General features: G+C 64.8%; 24 protein-coding genes and 2 tRNA genes. 10 read left to right on the top strand and 16 right to left on the bottom strand.

All coding sequences use genetic code 11. From position 1 onward, the window contains the following. Positions 1 to 151: 151 nt before the first annotated feature. Positions 152 to 1,072: a recombination-associated protein RdgC gene (gene rdgC, locus IB229_RS03305; RefSeq protein WP_192324923.1), complete on the bottom strand. Its 921-nt coding sequence runs from the start codon at positions 1,070 to 1,072 to the stop codon at positions 152 to 154. Between the two features lie 204 nt (positions 1,073 to 1,276). On the opposite strand from rdgC, the gene IB229_RS03300 reads away from it, so the two are divergent. From IB229_RS03300 to IB229_RS03270, 7 genes are all read left to right on the top strand, one after another. Then, positions 1,277 to 1,352, top strand: a tRNA-Val gene (locus IB229_RS03300). Between the two features lie 20 nt (positions 1,353 to 1,372). After that, positions 1,373 to 1,449 (top strand) — tRNA-Asp (locus tag IB229_RS03295). Between the two features lie 172 nt (positions 1,450 to 1,621). Next, positions 1,622 to 2,332, top strand: coding sequence for an FKBP-type peptidyl-prolyl cis-trans isomerase (locus IB229_RS03290; RefSeq protein WP_192324921.1), 711 nt, complete (start codon positions 1,622 to 1,624; stop codon positions 2,330 to 2,332). Positions 2,333 to 2,696: 364 nt separating this feature from the next. After that, entirely contained in the window at positions 2,697 to 3,140 is a 444-nt protein-coding gene (locus IB229_RS03285) for a YkvA family protein (RefSeq protein ID WP_192324919.1), read from the top strand. Between the two features lie 162 nt (positions 3,141 to 3,302). Continuing rightward, positions 3,303 to 3,626, top strand: coding sequence for a helix-turn-helix domain-containing protein (locus IB229_RS03280; protein WP_192324917.1), 324 nt, complete (start codon positions 3,303 to 3,305; stop codon positions 3,624 to 3,626). Continuing rightward, on the top strand, positions 3,623 to 3,988 hold the full coding sequence (locus tag IB229_RS03275; protein ID WP_192324915.1) for a hypothetical protein: 366 nt from the start codon (positions 3,623 to 3,625) through the stop codon (positions 3,986 to 3,988). Before IB229_RS03280 ends, IB229_RS03275 begins: the two co-directional genes overlap by 4 nt. Beyond that, on the top strand, positions 3,988 to 4,458 hold the full coding sequence (locus tag IB229_RS03270; RefSeq protein WP_192324913.1) for a tetratricopeptide repeat protein: 471 nt from the start codon (positions 3,988 to 3,990) through the stop codon (positions 4,456 to 4,458). The genes IB229_RS03275 and IB229_RS03270 overlap by 1 nt, the downstream gene beginning before the upstream one ends. Here the strand turns inward: IB229_RS03270 and IB229_RS03265 are convergent. Together IB229_RS03265 and IB229_RS03260 are read right to left on the bottom strand one after the other, a co-directional pair. Beyond that, on the bottom strand, positions 4,450 to 6,198 hold the full coding sequence (locus tag IB229_RS03265) for a bifunctional diguanylate cyclase/phosphodiesterase (protein WP_192324911.1): 1,749 nt from the start codon (positions 6,196 to 6,198) through the stop codon (positions 4,450 to 4,452). The genes IB229_RS03270 and IB229_RS03265 overlap by 9 nt on opposite strands. Positions 6,199 to 6,294: 96 nt before the next feature. Beyond that, on the bottom strand, positions 6,295 to 8,370 hold the full coding sequence (locus IB229_RS03260) for a carboxy terminal-processing peptidase (protein ID WP_192324909.1): 2,076 nt from the start codon (positions 8,368 to 8,370) through the stop codon (positions 6,295 to 6,297). Positions 8,371 to 8,502: 132 nt separating this feature from the next. On the opposite strand from IB229_RS03260, the gene IB229_RS03255 reads away from it, so the two are divergent. Continuing rightward, positions 8,503 to 9,465 carry an NAD(P)H-quinone oxidoreductase gene (locus IB229_RS03255; RefSeq protein WP_192324907.1) on the top strand — a complete coding sequence of 321 codons (963 nt, stop codon included), beginning with the start codon at positions 8,503 to 8,505 and terminating at the stop codon, positions 9,463 to 9,465. Between the two features lie 31 nt (positions 9,466 to 9,496). Here IB229_RS03255 and IB229_RS03250 read toward each other — a convergent pair whose 3' ends face one another. The 6 genes from IB229_RS03250 to minC form a co-directional block, all read right to left on the bottom strand. Beyond that, the gene (locus IB229_RS03250) at positions 9,497 to 10,150 is read right to left on the bottom strand and encodes an HAD family hydrolase (protein ID WP_192324905.1); all 654 of its coding nucleotides are present in this window, start codon (positions 10,148 to 10,150) and stop codon (positions 9,497 to 9,499) included. Positions 10,151 to 10,161: 11 nt separating this feature from the next. Further along, complete coding sequence (locus IB229_RS03245; RefSeq protein ID WP_192324903.1) at positions 10,162 to 11,451, bottom strand: M18 family aminopeptidase; 1,290 nt, start codon at positions 11,449 to 11,451, stop codon at positions 10,162 to 10,164. 152 nt (positions 11,452 to 11,603) lie between these two features. Beyond that, positions 11,604 to 12,239: an RluA family pseudouridine synthase gene (locus tag IB229_RS03240; RefSeq protein WP_192324901.1), complete on the bottom strand. Its 636-nt coding sequence runs from the start codon at positions 12,237 to 12,239 to the stop codon at positions 11,604 to 11,606. A gap of 82 nt (positions 12,240 to 12,321) precedes the next feature. Beyond that, the gene (gene minE, locus IB229_RS03235; protein ID WP_021701941.1) at positions 12,322 to 12,576 is read right to left on the bottom strand and encodes a cell division topological specificity factor MinE; all 255 of its coding nucleotides are present in this window, start codon (positions 12,574 to 12,576) and stop codon (positions 12,322 to 12,324) included. Continuing rightward, positions 12,573 to 13,388: a septum site-determining protein MinD gene (gene minD, locus IB229_RS03230; RefSeq protein ID WP_192324899.1), complete on the bottom strand. Its 816-nt coding sequence runs from the start codon at positions 13,386 to 13,388 to the stop codon at positions 12,573 to 12,575. The genes minE and minD overlap by 4 nt, the downstream gene beginning before the upstream one ends. A 103-nt stretch (positions 13,389 to 13,491) precedes the next feature. After that, positions 13,492 to 14,229, bottom strand: a complete 738-nt coding sequence (minC, locus tag IB229_RS03225; protein ID WP_192324897.1) for a septum site-determining protein MinC — start codon at positions 14,227 to 14,229, stop codon at positions 13,492 to 13,494. A 111-nt stretch (positions 14,230 to 14,340) separates the two neighbouring features. On the opposite strand from minC, the gene IB229_RS03220 reads away from it, so the two are divergent. Both IB229_RS03220 and IB229_RS03215 read left to right on the top strand, forming a co-directional pair. Next, positions 14,341 to 15,276, top strand: coding sequence for a lipid A biosynthesis lauroyl acyltransferase (locus tag IB229_RS03220; protein WP_192324896.1), 936 nt, complete (start codon positions 14,341 to 14,343; stop codon positions 15,274 to 15,276). A 27-nt stretch (positions 15,277 to 15,303) separates the two neighbouring features. Further along, complete coding sequence (locus tag IB229_RS03215) at positions 15,304 to 16,479, top strand: patatin-like phospholipase family protein (protein WP_192324894.1); 1,176 nt, start codon at positions 15,304 to 15,306, stop codon at positions 16,477 to 16,479. Between the two features lies 1 nt (position 16,480). On the opposite strand, the gene IB229_RS03210 is transcribed toward IB229_RS03215, so the two are convergent. The 7 genes from IB229_RS03210 to IB229_RS03180 form a co-directional block, all read right to left on the bottom strand. Beyond that, positions 16,481 to 16,807: a DUF3325 domain-containing protein gene (locus tag IB229_RS03210; protein ID WP_225578904.1), complete on the bottom strand. Its 327-nt coding sequence runs from the start codon at positions 16,805 to 16,807 to the stop codon at positions 16,481 to 16,483. Beyond that, entirely contained in the window at positions 16,804 to 18,399 is a 1,596-nt protein-coding gene (locus IB229_RS03205; RefSeq protein ID WP_192324892.1) for a PepSY-associated TM helix domain-containing protein, read from the bottom strand. The genes IB229_RS03210 and IB229_RS03205 overlap by 4 nt, the downstream gene beginning before the upstream one ends. Then, positions 18,396 to 18,695, bottom strand: coding sequence for a DUF3649 domain-containing protein (locus IB229_RS03200; protein ID WP_192324890.1), 300 nt, complete (start codon positions 18,693 to 18,695; stop codon positions 18,396 to 18,398). Before IB229_RS03200 ends, IB229_RS03205 begins: the two co-directional genes overlap by 4 nt. Beyond that, a complete protein-coding gene (locus IB229_RS03195) occupies positions 18,692 to 19,312 on the bottom strand; it encodes a DUF4198 domain-containing protein (protein WP_192324888.1) in 621 nt (206 codons plus the stop codon). The genes IB229_RS03200 and IB229_RS03195 overlap by 4 nt, the downstream gene beginning before the upstream one ends. Before the next feature lie 146 nt (positions 19,313 to 19,458). Continuing rightward, positions 19,459 to 20,307: a pirin family protein gene (locus IB229_RS03190; protein ID WP_192324886.1), complete on the bottom strand. Its 849-nt coding sequence runs from the start codon at positions 20,305 to 20,307 to the stop codon at positions 19,459 to 19,461. 171 nt (positions 20,308 to 20,478) lie between these two features. Next, positions 20,479 to 21,231 carry a VacJ family lipoprotein gene (locus IB229_RS03185; protein WP_225579006.1) on the bottom strand — a complete coding sequence of 251 codons (753 nt, stop codon included), beginning with the start codon at positions 21,229 to 21,231 and terminating at the stop codon, positions 20,479 to 20,481. Positions 21,232 to 21,241: 10 nt separating this feature from the next. Then, positions 21,242 to 22,540 (bottom strand): serine/threonine protein kinase, encoded by a 1,299-nt coding sequence (locus IB229_RS03180; RefSeq protein ID WP_192324882.1) that lies wholly within the window; start codon positions 22,538 to 22,540, stop codon positions 21,242 to 21,244. Positions 22,541 to 22,549 lie beyond the last annotated feature (9 nt).

Below are 22,549 nucleotides of genomic sequence, written 5' to 3'. Positions count from 1 at the left end.
CCGCAATGCAGGCGGGCCGTCCCGGGGTGATCACTCTAGGCAGAGTGGCAAGGTCGTCCTTGCCTGAGCGATATTCTTCACAGCGACTGGCCCGAGGCAACTCGATGGGACGAGCGCGCTCGGGCAAGTATTGCCGAAGTTGTCCGAAAGGTCAGATGGCCTGCGGAATATCTTCGCCGCCGAGCGCCTCGAACAGTGCCGGCAGAAAGTCGCTGAAGGTCAGCATCATCAGCATGAAGCTGGCATCGAGCTGGCCGAGGGCGTCTTCACCGCCATCCTGAGCGGCCTGGTCCTGCAGCAGGTCCTCGAAGCGCAGGCGCTTGACCACTAGCTTGTCGTCGAGCATGAACGACAGCTTGTCCTGCCAGGCCAGCGACAGCTGGGTGACCAGCTTGCCGGTGGACAGGTGCAGCTGGATTTCCTCGCTGGTCAGGTCCTGACGCTTGCAGCGCACCACGCCACCGTCTTCGGCGGTGTCGCGCAGCTCGCATTCGTCGAGCACGAAGAAGTCGGCCGCGGCTTTCTGCGACTTGACCCAGTCGGTCATGGTCGCGGTCGGCGCCATCTTCACGGTCAGTGGGCGCACCGGCAGCGAGCCGAGCACTTCGCGCAGGGTCGACAGCAGGTCCTCGGCACGCTTGGCGCTGGCCGAGTCGACCAGAATCAGGCCGAGTTTCGGCGCGATGGCGGCGAAGGTGGCAGAGCGACGCACGAAGGCGCGCGGCAGGAAGGCCTGGACGATTTCATCCTTGAGCTGGTCGCGCTCCTTCTTGTAGACCTTGCGCATCTGCTCGGCTTCGATCTCGTCGACCTTTTCCTTCAGGGCATCGCGTACCACGCTGCCGGGCAGAATGCGTTCTTCCTTGCGTGCGGCCACCAGCAGGAAGTCTCCGCTGACGTGAACCAAGGGCGCGTCGGCGCCTTTGCCGAAGGGTGGAATGAAGCCGTAAGTGGTCAGTTCCTGGCTGGCGCAGGAACGAGCCAGTTTGGTGGCGAGTGCCGTCTCAAGTGCCTCGGCATCGAAGGGCAGATCCTGGGTGAGGCGGTAGACGAGCAGGTTGCGGAACCACATGGGGGCTGACTCTCCAATTGCGCAAAGCGCGCATTATTCTCCGCCGGGGCGGATTGTCCAAGCCGCAGTCGAGCCTCTTGCGAGTGAAAATGACGAACAGCCCCCGTTCTCCTAAGCCTTTGGAACTGCTGGAAAATTCTTTTTGAAAAAGAGCTTGCCAAGGTTTGGATCGCTCTCTAGAATGCGCCCCACTTCGAGAGTGAAGGGTGATTAGCTCAGCCGGGAGAGCATCTGCCTTACAAGCAGAGGGTCGGCGGTTCGATCCCGTCATCACCCACCATCTCGCTCACGAGGTTACGCGCAGCGGTAGTTCAGTCGGTTAGAATACCGGCCTGTCACGCCGGGGGTCGCGGGTTCGAGTCCCGTCCGCTGCGCCATTTTTTCCTCGCTTCGCCCCTCCTGTGACACTTCGCTTCATTCGCCAAAAATCCTTTGCCAACCTGAACTTATCGATGTCGCTCGGCTCCTATGCCGTAGCCATTGATCGACGCGGCCTGCTAAGCTCGCGCTTTCACCGATAGCCTCAGGGCGCACCAACAAGGATCAAGCATGAAACAACATCGTTTAGCCGCGGCGGTTGCCCTGGTAGGCCTGGTACTGGCCGGTTGTGATTCGCCAAGCAAAGAAGTGGAACTGAAGACCCCTGAGCAGAAGGCGTCCTACGGCATCGGTCTGAACATGGGCAAGAGCCTGGCGCAGCAAGGTATCGAGGGCATGGACCCGAAAGCCATGGCACAGGGCATCGAAGATGCACTGGGCAAGAAAGAGCAGCGCCTGAAGGATGAAGAGCTGGTAGAAGCCTTCGGTTTCCTGCAGAAGCGTGCCGAAGAGCGCATGCTCGCCGTGAGTGAAGAGTCGGCCAAGGCTGGCAAGAAATTCCTCGAAGAGAACGGCAAGAAAGAAGGCGTGACCACCACCGCTTCCGGCCTGCAGTACGAAGTTCTGAAAAAAGCCGAAGGTGCTCAGCCCAAGGCCACTGACGTGGTGACCGTTCACTACGAAGGCAAACTCACCGATGGCAGCGTGTTCGACAGCTCCGTCGAGCGTGGCAGCCCGATCGACCTGCCGGTCAACGGCGTGATCCCGGGTTGGGTCGAAGGCCTGCAGCTGATGCACGTTGGCGAGAAGTACAAGCTGTACATTCCGAGCGAGCTGGCTTATGGCGATCAGAGCCCGAGCCCGGCGATTCCGGCCAATTCGGTTCTGGTTTTCGAGCTTGAACTGCTGGCCATCAAGGACCCGGCTGCTGCCCAGCAGTAAGTCTGGCTCCACACGCAACGCCCCGCCTTGTCGGGGCGTTGTCGTTTCTGCGCCTTTGGTATGAACAGGCTGGTGACCCGAGGGTCTGTTTTAAGGTGAAGTCAAGCGCGAGTGTTACGGTTATGCACATTGCGCGAGTTACTCTCATCAAGCGCACCGTTACGCCGTAGCTGAGCAATGCTTACAATGTAACTTGTTGATTTGTAATGAATTAACGCACTGAGCAAAAAGTGCCCTATCTGTAGCGAGGGCCCATGGTGCGGGCGTTTGCCAGCATCATTCAGAATCTGTGCACAAGGTTATCCACAGCTTCGGTGGATAACCACGGCAAGCCCAGCAGGCATGCGGGTTACGGAGAATCGATATGAATATCCCCCGGAATTTGCGGCGTTACCTGCGCCCGGCGCAACTGCTTTTGGCCCGTGGTCGACTGCCAGGTTTGCTCTTGGCGGTATCGCGAAAAGGCAGTGGCGGCGGCTTGCAACTCGGTCGGCTGAAAGGTGCTCTGCAACTGCTGCAGGGGCTGTGCCTGGCCTGGTGGCGTGGCGAGTATCGTGCGGTCAGCAAGCAGGCTCTGCTCAGTGTCGTGGCTGGGTTGCTGTACTTCCTCAGTCCGCTCGATGCGGTGCCCGACTGGCTGTTGGGTGTCGGTTTTCTCGATGACCTGGCGGTGCTGGCCTGGGTGGTGCGTACTTGGCGTGGCGAGCTGGATGCATACCAGGCCTGGCGTGCGCAACGGACGCCCGGTGAGCTGGCGGTGATCGAACGCCTGCCGAGCGCGGACGAGCCTTCCGCGCAGCATAAGTAGACGCACGTTTCCAGGAAGTTGTGGCAGTGCACTCTGCATACAGCTGGCTCTTGTAACGCAAGGGCGCTATGGGTCACCCTCTGCCTATCGCCCGGTTGTTAAGATGACGACCGGTCAGGAGAGCGTCGGCGCGACGACGCTGCTGCCCCATGGAGAGTTGCAATGAGTGTGCAAGTGATTTCCCGCGACGGCGAAGCCGAATACGCCGTGCTGCCCTGGGCCGAGTACCAGGCGCTGCTGCAGGCTGCCGGACGCAATGCACCGGCCAAGGTCCCGGCGACTGACGAAGCCGGCGGCCCACCCTTCACCGAACTGGTCAATCTGCGCGAGGCGCAGGGGCTGTCGCAGGCCGATCTGGCGCGATCGGTCGGTATCAGTCCGCACTATCTGGGTCTGATCGAGAGTGGCGAGCGCGAGCCTGATGGCGCGATCCGCCGCTCGCTGGCCCGGGTGCTCGGTGTCAGTGGCTGGGAGCACTACTCTTGAGCGTGCGCATCCATCGGCAACACTGGCAGGCATTGCTCGTCGAGCTGGAGGATGCGCGCCGCCAGCGTCATCTGCTCACCTACCGCGCCCTGGTTGAACGCCTGCAGCTGCCCGCGCCAGCGATGCAGACGCTGACCGCTGCTCTGGAACACCTGGCCGCACTCGACGCCCGCGCGGACCGGCCACTGCGCAGCGCGCTGGTGATCAGCCAGGGCGCCAGTCGCTTGCCGCGCCCTGGCTTCTTCGAATGCGTGGTACGCCTCGGGCGTTTCGCCGGCCCGTGCGACGGTATCGCCGCCGCTTCCTGGCATGCATCGGAAGTGGCGCGGGTTTTCGAATTCACCTATCCCGAGGAAGCCTGATGTTCTGGCGGCTGCGTGCGCGCATCGGCTACCTGCTGGCACGTCAATTGTTCCAGTGGCGTTGGCTGGTGCAACAGCCGCGAGCCTGGGACTGGATGCAGGGGCAGTTCGCGCGCATGGCGGCGCAGGGCGATGTCGTCGCACAGAGCTTCTACGGTCACCTGTTGCTGTTCCGCGGGCAGGGGCTGGGCGCGCGGGAGGAGGGCTTGCGTCTGCTGCGTCTGGCTGCTCAGGCCGGCGACGGCAAGGCGGCTTATCAGGTCGGCCTGAGCGCGCTCAGCGGCGATACCCGTCACACCCCCGATGGCGCCGAGGCTGCCCGCTGGTGGGTGATGGCCGCCAGCGCCAGCCATCCGCTGGCCGCGCATCGCCTGGCTGTGCTCTACCGCGAAGGCGGGCCAGGCCTTGCTGCCGATGCCAGCCTGGCGGCGCAGTACGAGCGCCGCGCCAGCGAGCTCGGCCTAGGCTGACAGATTTTCCAGCACGTGCAGGCTGTAGCCGGGCACCGCCTTGGCACGGCGCTTGGCTTCCGAGGCGAGTTCCGCCAGCTGACTGGCGTCCATGCTCGCGCCGTCGCTGGCTTGCAGCTGCACCACGCCGACCGATAACGACAGCAGCGGAAACTCCTCGCGGCGACCCTTGCGGTTGTGCGCGATGAAGCAGCCGGCCTGCAGGTGTTCCTCGCGGTAGAAGCGCCGGCATTGGCCCTGAAAGTCTTCGAGCAGTTGCTGGATGCGGGTACGCCAGTCTTCCGAGCCCAGTACCAGCATGAAGTCATCGCCGCCGATATGGCCGACGAAGTCGCGGCTGGGGTCGACGCGTTCGTTCAGGCACTGTGCCAGGCACAACAGCACCTCGTCACCACGGGCGTAGCCGTAGAGGTCGTTGAAGGGCTTGAAACTGTCGATGTCGACGTAGCACACCGCGGCCTCACGGCCTTGCTGCAGGAGGCGGGTCAGGCACTGCTGGATCGGCACGTTGCCGGGCAGCAGGGTCAGCGGGTTGGCGTAGCGGGCCTGCTGGATCTTCAGTTCGGTAATCAGCTTGAGCACGTCGATCACCCGGCCAACGCCGCGGTAGCTGCCGCCCTCGGTGATGATGAAGTCTTCCTCGATGCGTTGCCGGGCGCGACTGGTGAGCAGGCGGCTGACCTGCTGCAGCGACTGGCTGATGTCGACGGCGAGAAAGTCGCTGCTCATCAGGCGGCTGATCGGCTTGCGCGCGAACAGGTCGGTGGCGAAGGGTTTCAGCAGCGCATCGGAGAGGGCGTTGCGGTGGACGATGCCAACCGGCTGGTCCTGCTCATCGAGAATCGCCAGCGAGTTGAGGTTGGCCTGCGCGCGGAAGGCTTCCAGCACCTGCGCCGTGGCCATGTCGTGGCGTACCGCCAGCTGCTTGTTGAGCAGGGCTTCGAGGTCGCTGCTCTCCTCGTGCAGGCCATTGGCGTTGTTGCCCAGGGGCAATTCCCGTGCGTCGCGACTGGGCTGTTCGGCGGGGCGGCCGAGCAGGTAGCCCTGAACCAGGTCGACGCCCATCTCGCAGAGCACCGCGAGCTCTTCCTTGAGTTCGATGCCCTCGGCGATGACCTGGGCGCGCGAGGCCTTGGCCATCTTCAGGATGGAGTCGACGAACTCGCGCTTCACCGCATCCTGGTGGATGCCGTCGATGAAGTGACGGTCGATCTTCACGTAGTCCGGGCGCAGCTCCGACCACAGGCGCAGGCTCGAATAGCCGGCGCCGAGGTCGTCGAGGGCGATGGAGAAGCCCATGGCGCGGTAGTGGTGCAGGGCGGTGTCGAGCAGGCTGAAGTCCTCGATGGCGGCCTGTTCGGTCAGCTCGATCACCACCTGGTCCGGGGTGATGCCGAACTCCTGCAGCAGCTTGAGGGTGCGCCCCGGCTGGTGCGTGGGTTCGAGCATGGATTCGGGGGAGACGTTGAGGAACAGCTTGCCATCGAGCTTGAGATCACGAAAACGTCGGCAGGCGCTGCGTCGGCTGATCAGTTCCAATTCGCTCAGGCGGCCACTGTTGCGTGCCACGCTGAACAGCGCGATGGGGGAGTGCAGGGGGCTGTTGGAGGGGCCGCGGGTGAGGGCTTCGTAGCCGAGAATGCGTCGCTCCGAGAGGGCGACGATGGGTTGGAAAAGGGTATGCAAGTCGCCGTGAGCGAGGATGTGTTCCAGCGCGCTCAACTGCTCGGTGACGGTCATTGTGGGCTCTCGACTGGCCGGAAAAACGAAAGGGCCGGTATCGCTACCGGCCCTTCATTTCACGACAGAACGATGACGCTTTGATGACCGCGCCGATTAGTGCTTGGCCACCTGCGCGTTCAGGCCGAGGTAGTCGAGCAGGATCAAACCGCTCTCGGTCAGGTAGGCATCGTCTTCGGGTTTGGTCTTCTCCGGCTCGACGGGGAGGGCGTCTTCGTCCTCTTCCTTGAGTTCCTTGAGCGGCTCCTCGCCCTTGGCGGTGCGCTTGGCATTTTCCAGGGCCAGCTGACGGGCTTCGATATCGGCCCGCTGGGCGCGACGTTTCTGCTCGTTGAGGCTGATGCTGGTTTCCTTCATCAGCTCCTGACCGAGCGCCAGGCGCTCACGGGTGAAGACGAAGTCCGGGTTGTTGATGGTGCGCGCATCGTGGCGTGACTTCAGTTCGGCCAGGAACGGCTTGAACGGATCGACCTCGGGTTTGATCGCTGCGCGGATGCTGTCCCATGGCATGGCCTCGGGCAGTGCGCTTTCGCCGATTTCCTTGGTGTCGACGATGTTCGGGTAGGCGATGTCCGGCAGCACGCCTTGGTGCTGGGTGCTCTGCCCGGAGACGCGGTAGAACTTGGCCAGGGTCAGCTTGAGCTCACCGTGATTGAGTTCCTGGATGGTCTGTACGGTGCCCTTGCCGAAGGTCTGGCCACCAACGATCAGCGCGCGGTGGTAGTCCTGCATGGCGCCGGCGAAGATCTCCGAGGCCGAGGCGGACAGGCGATCGACCAGTACGGTCATCGGCCCGGTGTAGAACGCGCCCGGCTCTTCGTCGGCCAGCACGTCGACACGGCCATCGCTGTTGCGTACCAGCACGGTCGGGCCCTGGTCGATGAACAGGCCGGTCAGTTCGGTGGCTTCCTGCAGGGAGCCGCCGCCATTGTCACGCAGGTCGAGGACGATGCCCTCGACGTTCTCGGCCTGCAGTTCGGTGAGCAGGCGTTTGACATCGCGGGTGGTGCTCTTGTAGTTCGGGTCGCCGGCGCGGAAGGCTTTGAAGTCGAGGTAGAAGGCCGGCACCTTGATCACGCCGAGCTTGTATTCCTGGCCGTCGTGCTTGAGCTTGAGTACCGATTTCTGCGCGGCCTGCTCTTCCAGCTTGACCGCTTCACGGGTGATGTTGACCACCTTGCTGGTCTGGTCGCTCGGCGCGTTGCTGGCTGGGATGACCTCCAGGCGTACCTTGGAACCTTTCGGTCCGCGGATCAGCTTGACCACTTCTTCCAGGCGCCAGCCAATGACGTCGACCATGTCCTTGTCGCCCTGGGCGACGCCGATGATCTTGTCCGCCGGGGCGACCTGCTTGCTCTTCTCGGCAGGGCCGGCCGGGACCAGGCGCACGACCTTGACGTACTCGTTGTCCGACTGCAGCACGGCGCCGATGCCTTCCAGCGACAGGCTCATGTTGATGTCGAAGTTCTCCGCGTTGTCCGGGGAGAGGTAGTTGGTGTGCGGGTCGTAGGTCTGCGCGAAGGCGTTGATATAAGCCTGGAACACGTCCTCGCCGCTGGTCTGTTGCAGGCGGCTGAGCTGGTTCTTGTAGCGTTTGGTCAGCAGCTCCTGAATCGCCTTGGTTTCCTTGCCGGCCAGTTTCAGGCGCAACACCTCATCCTTGACGCGCTTGCGCCAGAGGTCGTCGAGTTCGGCGGTGTTCTTCGCCCACGGGGCTTTCTCGCGGTCGACCAGCAGGCTTTCGTCGACGCTGAAGTCGAGTGCGTCGACATTCTTCAGCAGGCCGAGGGCGTAGTTCAGGCGCTCCTGGGCGCGTACCAGCTGGCGCTTGTACATGATGAAGCCGGGCTCGAGGTCGCCGCTCTTGAGCAGGTCGTCGAACTTCTTCGCCCAGCGGTCGAATTCGGTGATGTCGTCGGCAGTGAAATAGCTGCGCGCCGGGTCGAGCATCTTCAGGTAGCCGTCGTACACCTTCAGCGAGCGGGCGTCATCAAGCGGCGGCTTGTTGTAATGGTGGCGCTTGAGCAACTCCACCACGTTCAGGCTGGCAATCACCTGCTCGCGATCAGGTTGCAGGTAATCCCAGTTTTCCGGAGCGGTCTTGGCGTGTGCCGTGAAGGCCTGGAAGCTCAGAACGAGGGCGAGGGCGGTGCTAGGGAGAAAACGCTGCATGCTGATTCGACGCGATGGCAAGTGATAACGCATATTAGGCCGTCATGTAGGGCGCCCGGTTCCGTTCGAGCCAGGCGGCATATGCAAAAAGCCCGGCTCTAGGCCGGGGGGCTTATTCACTATGGAGGCAGCATGAAGGCATTGCAAGGCGTCGAAGGGCAGGTGGAATGGTGCGAACGACCACGCGTCGCCTGCGATGTAGGGCAGATTCGTGTGCGGGTCGCCGCTGCCGGCCTGAATCGTGCCGATCTGCTGCAGCGGGCCGGCCTTTATCCGCCGCCCGCCGGGACCACGGACATCCTTGGCCTGGAGTGTTCGGGGGTGGTCAGTGAAGTTGGTGCGGGTAGCGCCTGGAAGGTCGGTGATCGCGTCTGCTGCCTGTTGGCGGGCGGCGGCATGGCCGAGGAAGTGGTGGTCGATGCGCGCCATGCGCTGCCGATTCCCGAGGGCCTGAGCATGGCCGAAGCGGCAGCGCTGCCTGAGGTGTATGCCACCGCCTGGCTCAATTTGTTCGAGCTGGCCGCCCTCAAGGCGGGCGAAAAAGTGCTGCTGCACGCAGGTGCCAGCGGCGTGGGTTCGGCGGCGATCCAGCTGTGCAAGGCGTTCGGCAATCCCTGCTGGGTCAGCGTCGGATCGGCCGAGCGCCTGGCGTATTGCGAAGCGCTAGGGGCTCAGGGCGGGGCGATCCGCGATGTCGACTTGCCGAGCCTGCGTGATTTCGCGCCGTTCGACGTGATCCTCGACCCCGTCGGCGGCGCCTACGCCGAACTCAACCTGGAGTTGCTGGGCAGCGATGGCCGCTGGGTAAACATCGGCCTGATGGGCGGCACCAAGGCCCAGCTGAACCTGGCGCAGCTGCTCGGCAAGCGCATCAAGCTGATCGGTTCGACCCTGCGCAGCCGCGACGAACAGTTCAAGGCGGAGTTGCTCAGCGAGCTGAACCACCACGTCTGGCCGCTGTTCGGCGAGGGCCGTTTGAAGCCGCAGCTAGAGCAGACCTTCGCGGTCAAGGACGTCGAGGCGGCATTCGCGGCGCTGGCGAGCAATCAGGTGTCGGGCAAGGTCGTGTTGGTGATCGACGACAGCCTGGTCTGATCGGCTTGGGTGACGTGCGCTGAGCCTTCGCTCAGCGCCAGGTAAGCACCGGCCAGCCCGCGCGCTCGGCCTGTTCCAGCAGCGCCGCGCCGGGGTTGACCGCGTGAGGCCGGTCGACCCGTTCCAGCAGCGGCAGATCCTGCGGCGAGTGGGTATAGAGGGAGGCGTCAGCCAGCGACAGGCCTTGTTCCGCCAGCCATGCCTGCACCCGCTGCAGCTTGCCTTCACCGTAGGTGGGAACGCCTTCGGTGTTGCCCGAATAGAAACCGTGCTGCTCTTGCAGGTCGATGCCCAATACATCGGCCAGGCCCAGGCGGTCGGCGATGGCCGCGATCAGGAAGGTCGGTATGGCGGCCGCCAGCAGCACGCGATCCCCCGCGCTGCGGTGGTCGGCAATACTGCGCATGGCGTCGTTGTGCAGCAGCGGCTCGATCACGTCTTCGACGAAGGGTTCGAGGACGAAATCGACTTCCTCGGCCGTACGCCCCACCAGCGCCGAGAGGCTGAAGCTCAGGTAGTCGGCCATGCTCAGCTCGCCCTGCTCGTAGCGGGCGAGCAGTTCGCCGTCGCGCTGCAGGAAGGAGTCGCGGTCGACCCAGGCGAGGTCGGCCAGGTAGGCCGCCCACAGGCTGGAGCAGGTGCCTTCGAGCAGGGTGTTGTCGAGGTCGAAGATCGCCACGGCCATGTGCGTGCTCCTCAGCCCAGTTCGGCGCTGTTGTAGAAGGCGCCGAGCACCTTGACCAGGTGCGCCAGGTCATGACTGCCGGCCAGCTCGCGGATCGAGTGCATGGCAAAGGTCGGCAGGCCGATATCCACGGTGCGCACGCCCAGCTGGCTGGCGGTGATCGGGCCGATGGTCGAGCCGCAGCCCATGTCGCTGCGCACCACGAAACTCTGCACCGGCACCTCCTCGGCCAGGCACAGGTGGCGGAAGAAGCCGGCGGTCTCGCTGTTGGTGGCGTAGCGCTGGTTGCTGTTGACCTTGATCACTGGGCCGGCATTGAGCTTGGGGCCGTGGTTGGCGTCGTGTTTGTCGGCGTAGTTGGGGTGCACGCCGTGGGCGTTGTCGGCAGAGACCAGCAAGGATTTCTGGATGGTGCGCACGAAGGCATCGCCCTCGGGCAGCAGGCGTTGCAGCACCTGTTCGAGGAATGGACCGTCGGCGCCACAGGCTGAGCAGGAGCCGATTTCCTCGTGATCGGTGCAGACCAGCACGCAGGTTTCCTCACCATCGGCGGCGAGCAGGGCTTGCAGGCCGGCGTAGCAGGAAAGCAGGTTGTCCAGGCGCGCTCCGGCGATGAAGTCGCCGTTGAGGCCGATCACCGCGGCGTTCTGCGTGTCGTAGAAGCTGAGTTCGTAGTCGAGCACCGCATCGGCGTTCAGTTCGTGCTCGAGCGCCAACTGGTCGGCGAGCAGGGCGCGGAAGTCGGCGCGTTCCTCGCCGGCAACCTGGGCGAGGATCGGTGGCAGCTCGTGCTGGGCGTTGATTGCCCAGCCCTGGTTGGCCTCGCGATTGAGGTGGATGGCCAGGTTGGGGATCACCGCGATCGGCAGCTGGAAGTCGATCAGGCGGCTTTCCACCTTGCCGTCACGGCGAAAGGTGACGCGCCCGGCCAGCGACAGGTCGCGGTCGAACCAGGGCGCCAACAGCGCGCCGCCGTAGACTTCCACGCCGAGCTGGAAGAAGCCCTGGCGCTGCAGCTCGGGCTGCGGCTTGACGCGCAGGCACGGGCTGTCGGTGTGCGCACCGACCAGGCGCAGGCCGCCATCGAGCGGCGCACGTCGGCCGAGCTGGAAGGCGATGATCGAAGAGTCATTACGGGTGACGTAGTAACGGCCACCGGGTTCGGTGGCCCAGCTGTCACGTTCGTCGAGGGGGCGGAAACCGGCACTCTGTAGGCGCTGGGCCAGGGTGCGGGTGGCATGGAACGGGGTGGGGGAGGACTTGAGGAACTCGATCAGGCCCTGATTCAGCTCTGCGCGCATAACGGACTCCGGACAGCGATGGCCGGAGTTTATCGCACTGGCTTGGCCGCAGTCTGCCGGCTTTGCGCAGGAGTGCGCGCTGCTCGTGAGCCGGCTGCATAAAAAGCATCGTGAGCAGACCGCTGGGCGTTTGCCACGTTTCTACGCGGCAGTCAGAACGGCGCGGGGCACTCGAAGCGCAGGCGCTCGCCAGTTTGCGGGTGGGTCAGGCTGAGCATGCTGGCGTGCAGGCACAGGCGCGGCCAGGCGGCCATAGCCTGTTCATGAGCGTACAGGCCGTCGCCGAGCAGCGGATGACCGATCGATAGCATGTGCACGCGCAACTGGTGCGAGCGGCCGGTGATCGGCGTCAGCTCGACGCGCGCCCAGTCGCCGCAGCGCTCCAGCACCTTCCAGAAGGTCAGGGCGTGCTTGCCCTGTTCATGGTCGACCACGTGGCGCGGCTTGGTTGGCGGGTCGTAGCGCAGCGGCAGGTCGATACTGCCGCTGTCCGGTTCTGGCTGGCCCCAGCACAGCGCGGTGTAGGCTTTTTCGGTTTCGCGGTCGTGGAACTGGCGGGACAGTTCGCGGTGGCTGTCGGCGTCGCGGGCGAGGACGATGATGCCCGAGGTTTCCCAGTCCAGACGGTGGACGATGCGCGCTTCCGGGTAGCCGTTCTCCTGCAGGCGCGTCACCAGGCAATCGCGGTTGTCTTCCGCGCGGCCGGGCACCGAAAGCAGCAGGGTGGGCTTGTTGATCACCAGCAGGGCAGCGTCCTGGTGGAGAATTTCGACGTTCGACAGCGGCATGACTTTTCCACAAATGACAACGGCGGCCTGGGCCGCCGTTTTTCCCTCACCCCAACCCTCTCCCGGTAGGAGAGGGTGTATTTCACCGGTCGGGCAGGGTGATATTGAGTTCCAGGATCGAGCAGCTGCCCTGGTTTTCCAGTGCGACCTGCACCTGATCCTGTTCGATGTTGACGTACTTGCGGATCACTTCGACCAGTTCTTTCTGCAGGGCCGGCAGGTAATCTGGCTGGCTGCGCTGGCCGCGCTCGTGGGCGACGATGATCGACAGGCGCTCCTTGGCGATCGACGCCGGGGTTTCCTTCTTGCGCTCGCGGAAGAAGTCGAAAATGTTCATTCGCGACCCCCGAAGATGCGTTGCAGGAAGCCTTGCTTCTTCACGTCGAGGAAGCGGTGCGGTACCTCCTTGCCGAGCAGGCGGTCAACCGCGTCGCCATAGGCCTGGCCTGCGTCGCTCTGGTCGTCGAGGATCACCGGTACGCCCTGGTTGGAGGCTTTCAGCACGGCCTGGGATTCCGGGATCACGCCGAGCAGGTTGATGGCGAGGATTTCCTCGACGTCTTCCACGCCGAGCATTTCGCCCTTGGTCACGCGCTCGGGGTTGTAGCGGGTCAGCAGCAGGCGTTCCTTGATCGGCTCTTCGCCGTTCTCGGCGCGGCGCGATTTGCTTGCCAGCAGGCCGAGCATGCGGTCGGAGTCGCGCACCGAGGAGACTTCCGGGTTGGTCACGACGATGGCTTCGTCGGCGAAGTACATGGCCAGGTGGGCACCGGTTTCGATACCGGCCGGCGAGTCGCAGATGACGAATTCGAAGTTCTTCGACAGCTCGTCGATGACCTTGCCGACACCCTCTTTGGTCAGGGCGTCCTTGTCACGGGTCTGGCTGGCGGCCAGCACGTAGAGGTTCTCCAGGCGTTTGTCCTTGATCAGGGCCTGGGTCAGGGTCGCTTCGCCGTTGATGACGTTGACGAAGTCGTACACCACGCGGCGCTCGCAGCCCATGATCAGGTCGAGGTTACGCAGGCCGACGTCGAAGTCGACGATTACGGTTTTGTGGCCGCGCAGGGCGAGGCCGGTACCGATGGCAGCACTGGTGGTGGTTTTGCCCACGCCGCCCTTGCCGGAAGTGACTACGAGAATCTTGGCCAAGGTGATACACCCCAAAAAATATGAAAAAACGGGCAACCACGAAGCCGGTACGCCTGGCTTCCGGATGCCCTTTTGGTCCTTTTAAATTGGTCCGCAGTATCCGTTAAAGGCGGGTGATGTTCAACACGTCACCCGTCAGGCTGACCTGTACTGCCTGGCCCCAGAGTGGGTCGCGGCGCAGGTCTTCGGCGGTCTTGTACTGGCCCGCCACAGAAAGCATTTCAGCGCCCATCTGCTGGCAGAAGATGCGTGCCTTGACGTCGCCCTTGACGCCGGCGAGCGCGCGGCCGCGCATCGGGCCGTACACATGGATATTGCCGTCGGCGAGAAGTTCCGCCCCGGCACTGACCGGCGACAGAACGATCAGGTCGCCGCCCTGGGCATAGATCTGTTGGCCGCCGCGCACTGGCGTGGTGACGATGCGGCTGGGCTTGGCCACCGGTTCGGCAGGTGCGGCCGGTTTTTCCTTCTTGCGCGCTTCCACCGGTTCGACCAGGCGTTCGCGGGCGCCGGAGGGCGGCAGCACGGGGATGTCCAGGACGTTGGCCGAGGCGATGTCCTCGGCGCGGTTGGCGCGAATCGCCAGGGTACGCAGGCCGTGGCTGCGGCACAGCTCCATCAGTTTGCCCAGGTCGAGGCTGCCTTCGCCTTCGGGCAGTTTGTCCAGGGCCAGGACCAGCGGGATGTTCTGAAAGAAGTTCGGTGCCTGCTGGACCTTGATGGCGAGCTGGCGGTCCAGGCGTTCGAGATCGTTGTGGGCCAGTTCCAGCACGGTGATGGCAAGCATGCTGCCTTTGAGCTGGAACACGGGATCTTGGTCGAGGAGGTCGGCTTGGCTCATGGTCTTTACGTGCGCTGTGATGGCGACGACTTATAACGATTAGCCCGCACGGCCGCAAGCCGCGGGGAGTCCTGTAGAATGCCCGGCCTTGTCGTTTGCCCGGGATCGTTCATGGATCGTCCGCGTTTTCGTGTGTATTTCCTGCATCCGCGCTTCTGGCCCCTGTGGCTGGGCCTGGCGCTGCTGTGGCTGATCGCGCAGTTGCCGTACCGAGTGCTGCTGGTGCTGGGGCGCGGCGTCGGGGCGGTGATGTATCGCCTGGCGGGTGGGCGCCGGCGCATTGCCGCGCGCAACCTGCAGCTGTGTTTCCCGCAGCTCGATGACGCCGCCCGTACCCGCCTGCTGAAAGAAAACTTCGCCTCCAACGGCATCGCCCTGTTCGAAACGGCGATGGCCTGGTGGTGGCCGCGTGTGCGCCTGGCCAAGCTTGCCCATATCGTGGGACTGGAGCACCTGCAGGCGGTGCAGGCGCAGGGCCAGGGCGTGATCCTCATGGCGCTGCACTTCACCACGCTGGAGATCGGCGCCGCGCTGCTTGGGCAGCGGCAGACCATCGACGGCATGTATCGCGAGCACAAGAACCCGCTGTTCGACTTCATCCAGCGCAGCGGCCGCGAGCGGCATAACCGCGACGCCACGGCCATCGAGCGCGATGACATCCGCGCCATGCTCAAGGTGCTGCGTGCTGGCCGTGCCATCTGGTACGCCCCGGATCAGGACTACGGCCCCAAGCAGAGCATCTTCGTGCCGTTGTTCGGCGTCAGCGCGGCTACCGTGACGGCCACCACCAAGTTCGCTCGCCTGGGCAAGGCGCGGGTGGTGCCGTTCACTCAGGAGCGTCTGGCCGATGGTTCGGGCTATCGTTTGACCCTGTACCCGGCGCTGGAAAACTTCCCCGGCGACAGCGAAGAGGCTGACTGCCTGCGCATCAACCGCTGGATCGAGCAGGCGGTGAGCCAGCATCCGGAGCAGTACCTGTGGGCGCACCGGCGCTTCAAGACGCGTCCGCCGGGCGAGCCGAAGCTGTACAAGAAGCGCGCGCGCTAGGTTCCATCACTTCAACGAGACCTGCCCATGAATCACGCCGTCGATCCTGCCAAGCCCGTCACCGGGTTGATCCTTTCCGGAGGGGGCGCACGGGCGGCGTATCAGGTGGGTGTGCTGGGGGCGATCGCCGACCTGCTCGGCGATTCCAGCGACAACCCCTTTCCGGTCATCGTCGGCACCTCGGCCGGGGCGATCAACGCCGTCGGCCTGGCTTGTGGCGCGCTGCATTTCAGCGAGGCGGCGCGGCGCCTGAGCGAGGTCTGGAAGAGTTTCCACTGTGGCGAGATCTACCGCAGCGACTGGCCGGGCGTATTGCGCCAGGCCGGGCGTTTCTTCGGCCACAGCATGCTCGGCCTCGGTGGTGACCTGCCGGTGGCGCTGCTCGACAGCACGCCGCTGCGCGAGCTGCTCGGCCGTCAGCTGGACTTCTCCGGTATCGCCGCGGCGGTGCGCATGCGCCAGCTGCGCGCGGTGGCGGTATCGGCGTTTGGCTACGAATCGGGCCAGGCGGTGACCTTCTACCAAGGCCGCGCGACCATCGACCCCTGGTTCCGCCATCGCCGCGTCGGCGTACCCACGCGTTTGAGCCTCGATCATCTGCTGGCCAGTGCCTCGATCCCGCTGATCTTCCCGCCGGTGAAGATCAACCGCGAGTATTTCGGCGACGGTGCAGTGCGCCAGTCGGCGCCGATCAGCCCGGCGCTGCACCTGGGCGCGAACCGGGTACTGGTCGTCGGCGTCAGCGGCAACCCGCAGGGCGCCGAGGCCAGCCGCGCAGTGCCGCGGCCGAACAGCGGCAAGCCGCCGACCCTGGCGCAGATCAGCGGGCACATGCTCAACAGCACCTTCATCGACAGCTTGGAAGGTGACATCGAGCAGTTACAGCGCCTCAACCACATGAGTCGGCTGATTCCTGCGGAGTTGCATGCGAAAGGGTTGGGCCTGAAGCCGGTGGAGGTGCTGGTGATTTCGCCGAGCCAGCCGCTGGACCAGATCGCCGCGCGGCATCGCCACGAGATGCCGCGCTCGATGCGCTTCTTCCTGCGCGGGCCGGGTGCGACCCGGGCCAGCGGCGCCGGGGTGCTCAGCTACCTGCTGTTCGAGCCGGGCTACTGCAACGAGCTGATCGAGTTGGGTTACCAGGATGCGATGGCGCAGAAAGAAGGCCTGTGCCGTTTCCTCGCCCTGACCACGCCGGCCTGAGTCAGGCCACGCCGAGCCAGAGCAGGCAGGTCAGCGGCGCGGCGCTGGCCAGGTGCAGGGTCAGTCGCGGCCGGTAGGGCAGCAGCAACACCAGGGCCAGTGCCGCGGCGCTGAGCAGGCCGCACCAGATCACGCTGCCGAATGCCGCGCCGCGCCCCTGGATGCACAGCGCCAGGCTCAGCCCAAGCAGGCTCCAACCACTGATGCGCAGGGTGACGGGCAAGCCGTTCGGCGGCGTGCCACCGATGATTTCCGCGTAGTGTTTGTTCATCGCCAGGCACAGGCAGCACAGCCCGGCATAGGTCAGGCTCAGTGCCAGCGGCATCATGCGGCGCTCTCCGTTTCCGCGAGGCATTCCGGCGCCGACGCGCTGCCCTTGGCGACCGGTGCGGCCTTGGCCGGCTTGGCCACACGAGCGGCTTTCTGTTGCGGCTGATGGCGCGCGACCTTCCAGCTCAGCCAGGCCAATGTTGCGCCCAGAGCCAGGCTTGTCAGCTCGACACCGGTTACCAGCCACTCGCTGTAGGCGAGGCTGCGCGGCCACTGCGCGTGGACGGTGAACAGGTCCAGCAGCGGCAGGGCGGCGAACAACAGCGCTGCCAGCCCCAGTTGTTCGACCCAGGCGCGCTTGTGCGAGCGCACGAGAGGATGCAGCAGGGCCAGGCCCCAGGTCGCGAAGAAGGCATGAATTTCCCACTCGCCGCGCTGCGCCAGGTCGACCGGCAGCAGGCGATTGGCCCAGAGGAAACTGGCCATGGCGATCGGCAGCCCGGCGACCGCGCCGACGTTGAGGATCTGCACCAGACGCAGGCCGAAATCGATCTCGCCCTTGGCCTGCGCCGTACGCTTGACCACCCACAGCACCAGGCCGCTGGCGATCATGAAACTGCCGGCCAGGCCGCTGAGGAAATACAGCCAGCGCAGCAGCGGTTCGGCGTAGTGGCCCAGGTGCAGGCCGACCAGCATGCGACTGGCCTGGGCGATCGGCTTCAACTCGCCCTGGCGCTGCAGCAGGTTGCCGTTGATATCGAACAGCAGGCGCGGGCCGGTGCCGGAGATGCTGTGGCGGCGATCTGGCGTCAGCTCGATGCGCGCGTTGGCGTCTCCCGGATTGAACAGCGTCAGGTTCTCCGCCGGGATGCCATTCCACTGCTCGCGCGCCTTGTCGAGAAACGGCGTGAGGCTGGGCACGGGGGCGGCCACGCCGCTGCGCTCCAGGGGCGCGGCACGTGGGAACAGTTCGTTGAAGAAGGCCTGGCTGTCGTCGCCGTACTGCGCCTGGATGCCCCAGGGCATGTACAGGTAAACGAAGATCACCAGCCCGGTGAAGGTGATCATCAGGTAGAAGGGCAGGGCCATCACCGCCGACACGTTGTGCCCGTCGAGCCAGGAACGCTGGCCCTTGCGTGGGCGCAGGGTGAAGAAATCCTTGAAGATCTTCTTGTGGGTGATGATGCCGCTGATCAGCGCCACGAACATGAACATGGTGGCGACGCCGACCAGATAGCGGGCGGTGAGCACGTCGATGTGCCAGAGCTGGAAATGAAAGCGGTAGAAGAAGTTGCCGCCCTGGGTGTCCAGCTTGGGCAGGACTGCACCGCTGGCCGGGTCGAGCGCGGCGCTGGAGAAACGCCGCTCACCGCCGGGCCAGAACGCCTCGAGCACCGGGGTGCGTTCGTTGGGCAGGGCAAAGGTCCACTGCGCGACATTCGGCGCCTGGCGCTGCAGTTCGGCGACAGCCTTGTCCAGGTCCAGCGGGCCGCGTTCGAGCTGATGGCGCTCGGGGTGCATCCAGTGGTTGATCTCATCCTGGAAGTAACTGGCGGTGCCAGTGAGGAAGATGGCGAACAGCAGCCAGCCGAGCACCAGCCCGCTCCAGGTGTGCAGCCAGGCCTGGGACTGGCGGAAACCTTCCTTCATGCCGCGCCTCCCGATTTGGCCAGCCAGGCTACCGCTGCCAGCGCCAGGGCGGGCAGCAGCACGCCGGCCCAGGCGCGCAGGGCCGAGCGTGCGGCGAATACCCAGATCACCGCCGCGCAATAGACGATGAAACCGAGCACGCCGCCAGCGATGGCCGCTTCCGACTTGTCCAGCGGCAGGGTCAGTGCCAGGCATACGCAGAACGCCGCCGCCAAGCCATAGCCGCCGAAAACAGCGGCGAGGGCGCGCGAGGCCACTGCCAGGCGGTAGCGGCGCGAGAGTGTCGCTGTCTTCATTTGCTCACGGTGAAGGTGGTGGTGCTGACATAGCGGGTCTTCGCGTAAGCCTGCTCGCCGACCTTGCCGGCGCCATCGACAGCGTGCGACACCTCGATCACGTACTGGCCGGCCCACGGCAGCGGCACCTGGATCTGGCCGTTGGCGTCGGTGTGCAGGGTCTTGCTCCACTTCGGCGGGCCGAATACCACGACTTCGGTTTCCGCCAACGGCTTGCCGGCGAAGTGCAGGGTGAAACGGTCGCTGCCGGCAGCGCTGGGCACCAGTTCCAGCTCGGCAACGCCCTGGGTTTCGCTGCGCCCGGCCTTGGCTGAGAAGAGGATGCGCGTGTCGTTGCGCACGAAGGTCTGCTGCAGGCGCACGTCGGCATCGCCCTGGCTGGCGTAGGCGAAGTGATTGTCCTGGGTGGTGGCGGGCAGGGTCTTGCCGGCCTGGGTCACGCTGGCGCTGGCGAGGATCTTCAGCGGGCCCTGCTGGGTTTCGCGCACGTCGTCGGCCCATTCGCCGAAGTAAGCCTGGGTGCTGCCGTCCTGGCCACGCTCCAGCCAGGCGAAGTGGGCATGGGCGATGTTGGTGAAAGACAGCAGGCCGATGGCCACGAAGTGCTTGATCAACATGATGGGCGTCCTTGTTCGTGAGCGAATAAAAGGGCGCCAATAGTAATCATTCTTGATTGTGCGTGCCGAGAAAATTTCTCATCCGTACGGCGAAACCGCGCAGGGCCGGCGCGGTACGCCAGCCCTGCGATTGCGCCCTGTCTGGTTCAGGCGGTGAGGCGACCGTCGCGGAAATCGCGCAGGGCCTCCTCGATCTCCTCGCGGGTGTTCATCACGAAGGGGCCGTACTGGACGATGTTCTCCTCCAGCGGCGTACCGGCGATCAACAGCACGCGAGCGCCCTGTGCGCTGACCAGCTCGATGGCGCCCTGTTGCGACAGGCGCACCAGGCGGCGCTTGCCGATCGGCTGGCCGTTGACGTGCACCTCGCCCTCATAGACGTAGAGCAGCACGCGCTGGCCGTCCGCCAGGCGCGGGGCGACGCGGCTGCCAGCCGGCAGTTCGAAGTCGAACAGCTGCGGTGCGGTCTGCGGCCGTTGCACGGCACCGTCCCGCTGCACGTCGCCGTCGTCGTAGCGCCCGGCGATCACCTTCACCGATACGCCCGCCGCGGTGCGCAACCGGGGGATTTCCTGCGGGGCGTAGTCGCGGTAGCCAGCCTCACCGAGCTTGGCCTGGCTGGGCAGGTTGAGCCACAGCTGGAAGCCACGCATCAGGCCTTCTTCCTGCTCCGGCATCTCGCTGTGGATGATCCCGCGTGCAGCGGTCATCCATTGCACGCCGCCGCTCTCCAGCAGGCCGACGTTGCCCAGGTGATCCTCGTGGCGCATGCGCCCTTCGAGCATGTAGGTAATGGTTTCGAAGCCACGGTGCGGGTGCGGCGGGAAGCCGGCGATGTACTCGTCGGGGTTTTCCGAGCCGAACTCATCGAGCATCAGGAACGGGTCGAAGCGCTCGACACCGGCGCCACCGAACACGCGGGTCAGGCTGACGCCGGCGCCGTCGGACGTGGCGTGGCCGATGTGCTGGGAAACGATCTGGCGAAACTGGGTCATGGAACACCTCCGGTTCGGGAATGTGTCCATCCTATGCCTGTCGATTGGATTGATGGTTGCGAATTTCGCGGGATATCTATCGAGCGTGTCGATAGGTATGGGGTGGTGGTGCGGGACTAGCCTACCCAGGAGGGAACCGCGCAGGCAGTTGCCCGCGCGGTGTACAGGGTGTCACTCGGCGATCTGCAGCTTGCGCGCCTCGCGGTAGACGTAGCGCACCTTCTCGTACTCGAACGGCGTGTTCAGCTGGCCGTAGCGGAAGTTGGTGGTGTCGCGGGCGTTGATTGCGCGCAGCAGCATGATCTCCGGGTGGTCGCTGCTCAGCTCCGCCATGTTCAGGTAGTTGAGCTGGTTCTCCGCGACGAAGTCGACCACGCGCCCGCCGGTGTCGCGCAGGTTGGAGGGGCCGAGCAGCGGCAGCATCACGTACGGGCCGTCCGGCACGCCGTAGAAGCCCAGGGTCTGGCCGAAGTCCTCACCCTGCTTGGGCAGGCCGATGCGCGTCGCCGGGTCCCACAGGCCGACGATGCCGACGGTGGTGTTGACCAGCAGGCGGCCGGTGGTCTGCAGCGAGCGCTTGCCCTTGAACTGCAGCAGGCTGTTGAGCAGGTTGGGTACATCGCCCAGGTTGCTGAAGAAGTTGCTCACGCCGGTGCGCACGAAACGCGGGGTGACGTAGCGGTAGCCATTGACCACCGGCATCAGCACCCATTCGTCCGCGCGGTAGTTGAAGTGGTAGACGCGGCGGTTCCACGGTTCCCACGGGTCGTAGACGTTGAGGGCGTCGAGGCTGGCGCGCTCGAATTCGCGCTGGTCCAGGCTCGGGTTGAACTTCAGCTGATCCAGCGGGTTGGTGTAGCCATCCGCGTCGGCAGCCGGCTCGGCGTGGGCAACGGCGCTCAACAGCGCCAGGGCGAACGGCAGATAGGTCGTCTTAGCCACGGAAGAACTCCAGCATGGCGTCGCTGTTGACGCGGTAGTTGAGGTTGCCGCAATGCCCGCCGTGCGGGTACAGGGTCAGGCGTTCGCCGAAGGTACGGCGCAGGAAACCAATGTCGCCAGGGCCGAGGATCAGGTCGTCGGCGTTGTGCATCACGGCGATCTTGTCGCTTTCCTTGAGGTACGCCTCCAGCGCGTAGAGGCTCACCGCGTCGACCAGCTGGGCCAGGCTGCCGCCGTTGAAACGTTTGCGCCAGTGAGGGATCAGTTGCTCGGCCATGTAGCAGTCGAAGTCGCACTGCAGGGCGCGCTTGAAGAACGGCTCCAGGCGTGTGCTCTCGCTGATCGAGAGCTGCGGTGGGGTGATCAGGCCGCGGCGGTTGATCAGGTCCGAGGTGAAGGCGATGTCGGCGGACGAGAAGCGGAAGCTGCTGCCGATGAGCATGGCGATCTGCTCGTTGCTCAGCTGCTGGCGCGATTGCTGGAAGTCGTAGAGCAGCGCGTCATTGAGGTCGATGTAGCCCTTCTGCTGGAAGTAGCGGGTCAGCTTGCTCAGCACCAGCTCGAAGTAGGTGGTGTTGCCGTTGATGCCCTTGACCTCGGTCTGCACCAGGCGGTCGAGATTGCTCACCGAGGTGTACAGGTTGACCGGCGGGTTGAGCAGCAGCACGCGCTTGAAGTTGAAGCTGCGCTTGGTCTCGTCGAGCTGGCTGACGAATGCCGCCTGCAGGCCGCCGAGGCTGTAGCCGGTGAGGTAGAAGTCGGTGACCGGCAGTTTCGGGTGCTGCGCGCGCACCGCCTGCATGACCCGGTAGAGGTCTTCGGCATCCTCGCTGGAGATGCCCGGGGTGGCGGCGCGCGAGGCGGCGCTCATGAAGTCGTAGCTGGTTGGCGAGGACAGCTGCACGACGTGGTAGCCGGCGCCGTAGAACACCCGCTTGAGTTCCTCGGTCTTGCTGCTGGCGTAGTTGGCGCCGGTACCGGCGATGATGAAGATCAGCGGCGCCGGGCCTTTCTGCTGCGCCATGCGGTAGCGCAGCTTGGTTACCGGCCAGAAGTTTTCCGGCAGTTCGAACTCGCGCTCGGGGCGCAGCTTCAGCGAATAGTCGGCCTGGTCGATGTCCTCGTCGAGCGGCACCTGCGCACGGAGCTCGGGCGGGGTGGTGGAAATGGTGGCTTCGAATGGGTTGGTCAGCGGGTAGCCATAGGTGGCGACATCGATGTCGGCCGCCAGAAGCGGCGGCACCGGGAACAGGCCGGCAAGCAGCACGGCAAGAGCGAGCAAGCGGGGCATGGGTCAAAT

Origin of the sequence: Pseudomonas sp. PDM14, assembly GCF_014851905.1 — a bacterium.
Classification (GTDB): Bacteria; Pseudomonadota; Gammaproteobacteria; order Pseudomonadales; family Pseudomonadaceae; genus Aquipseudomonas.
The sequence above is the reverse complement of the archived record's forward strand: the minus strand, read 5'-3'. Positions and strand labels throughout refer to the sequence as shown.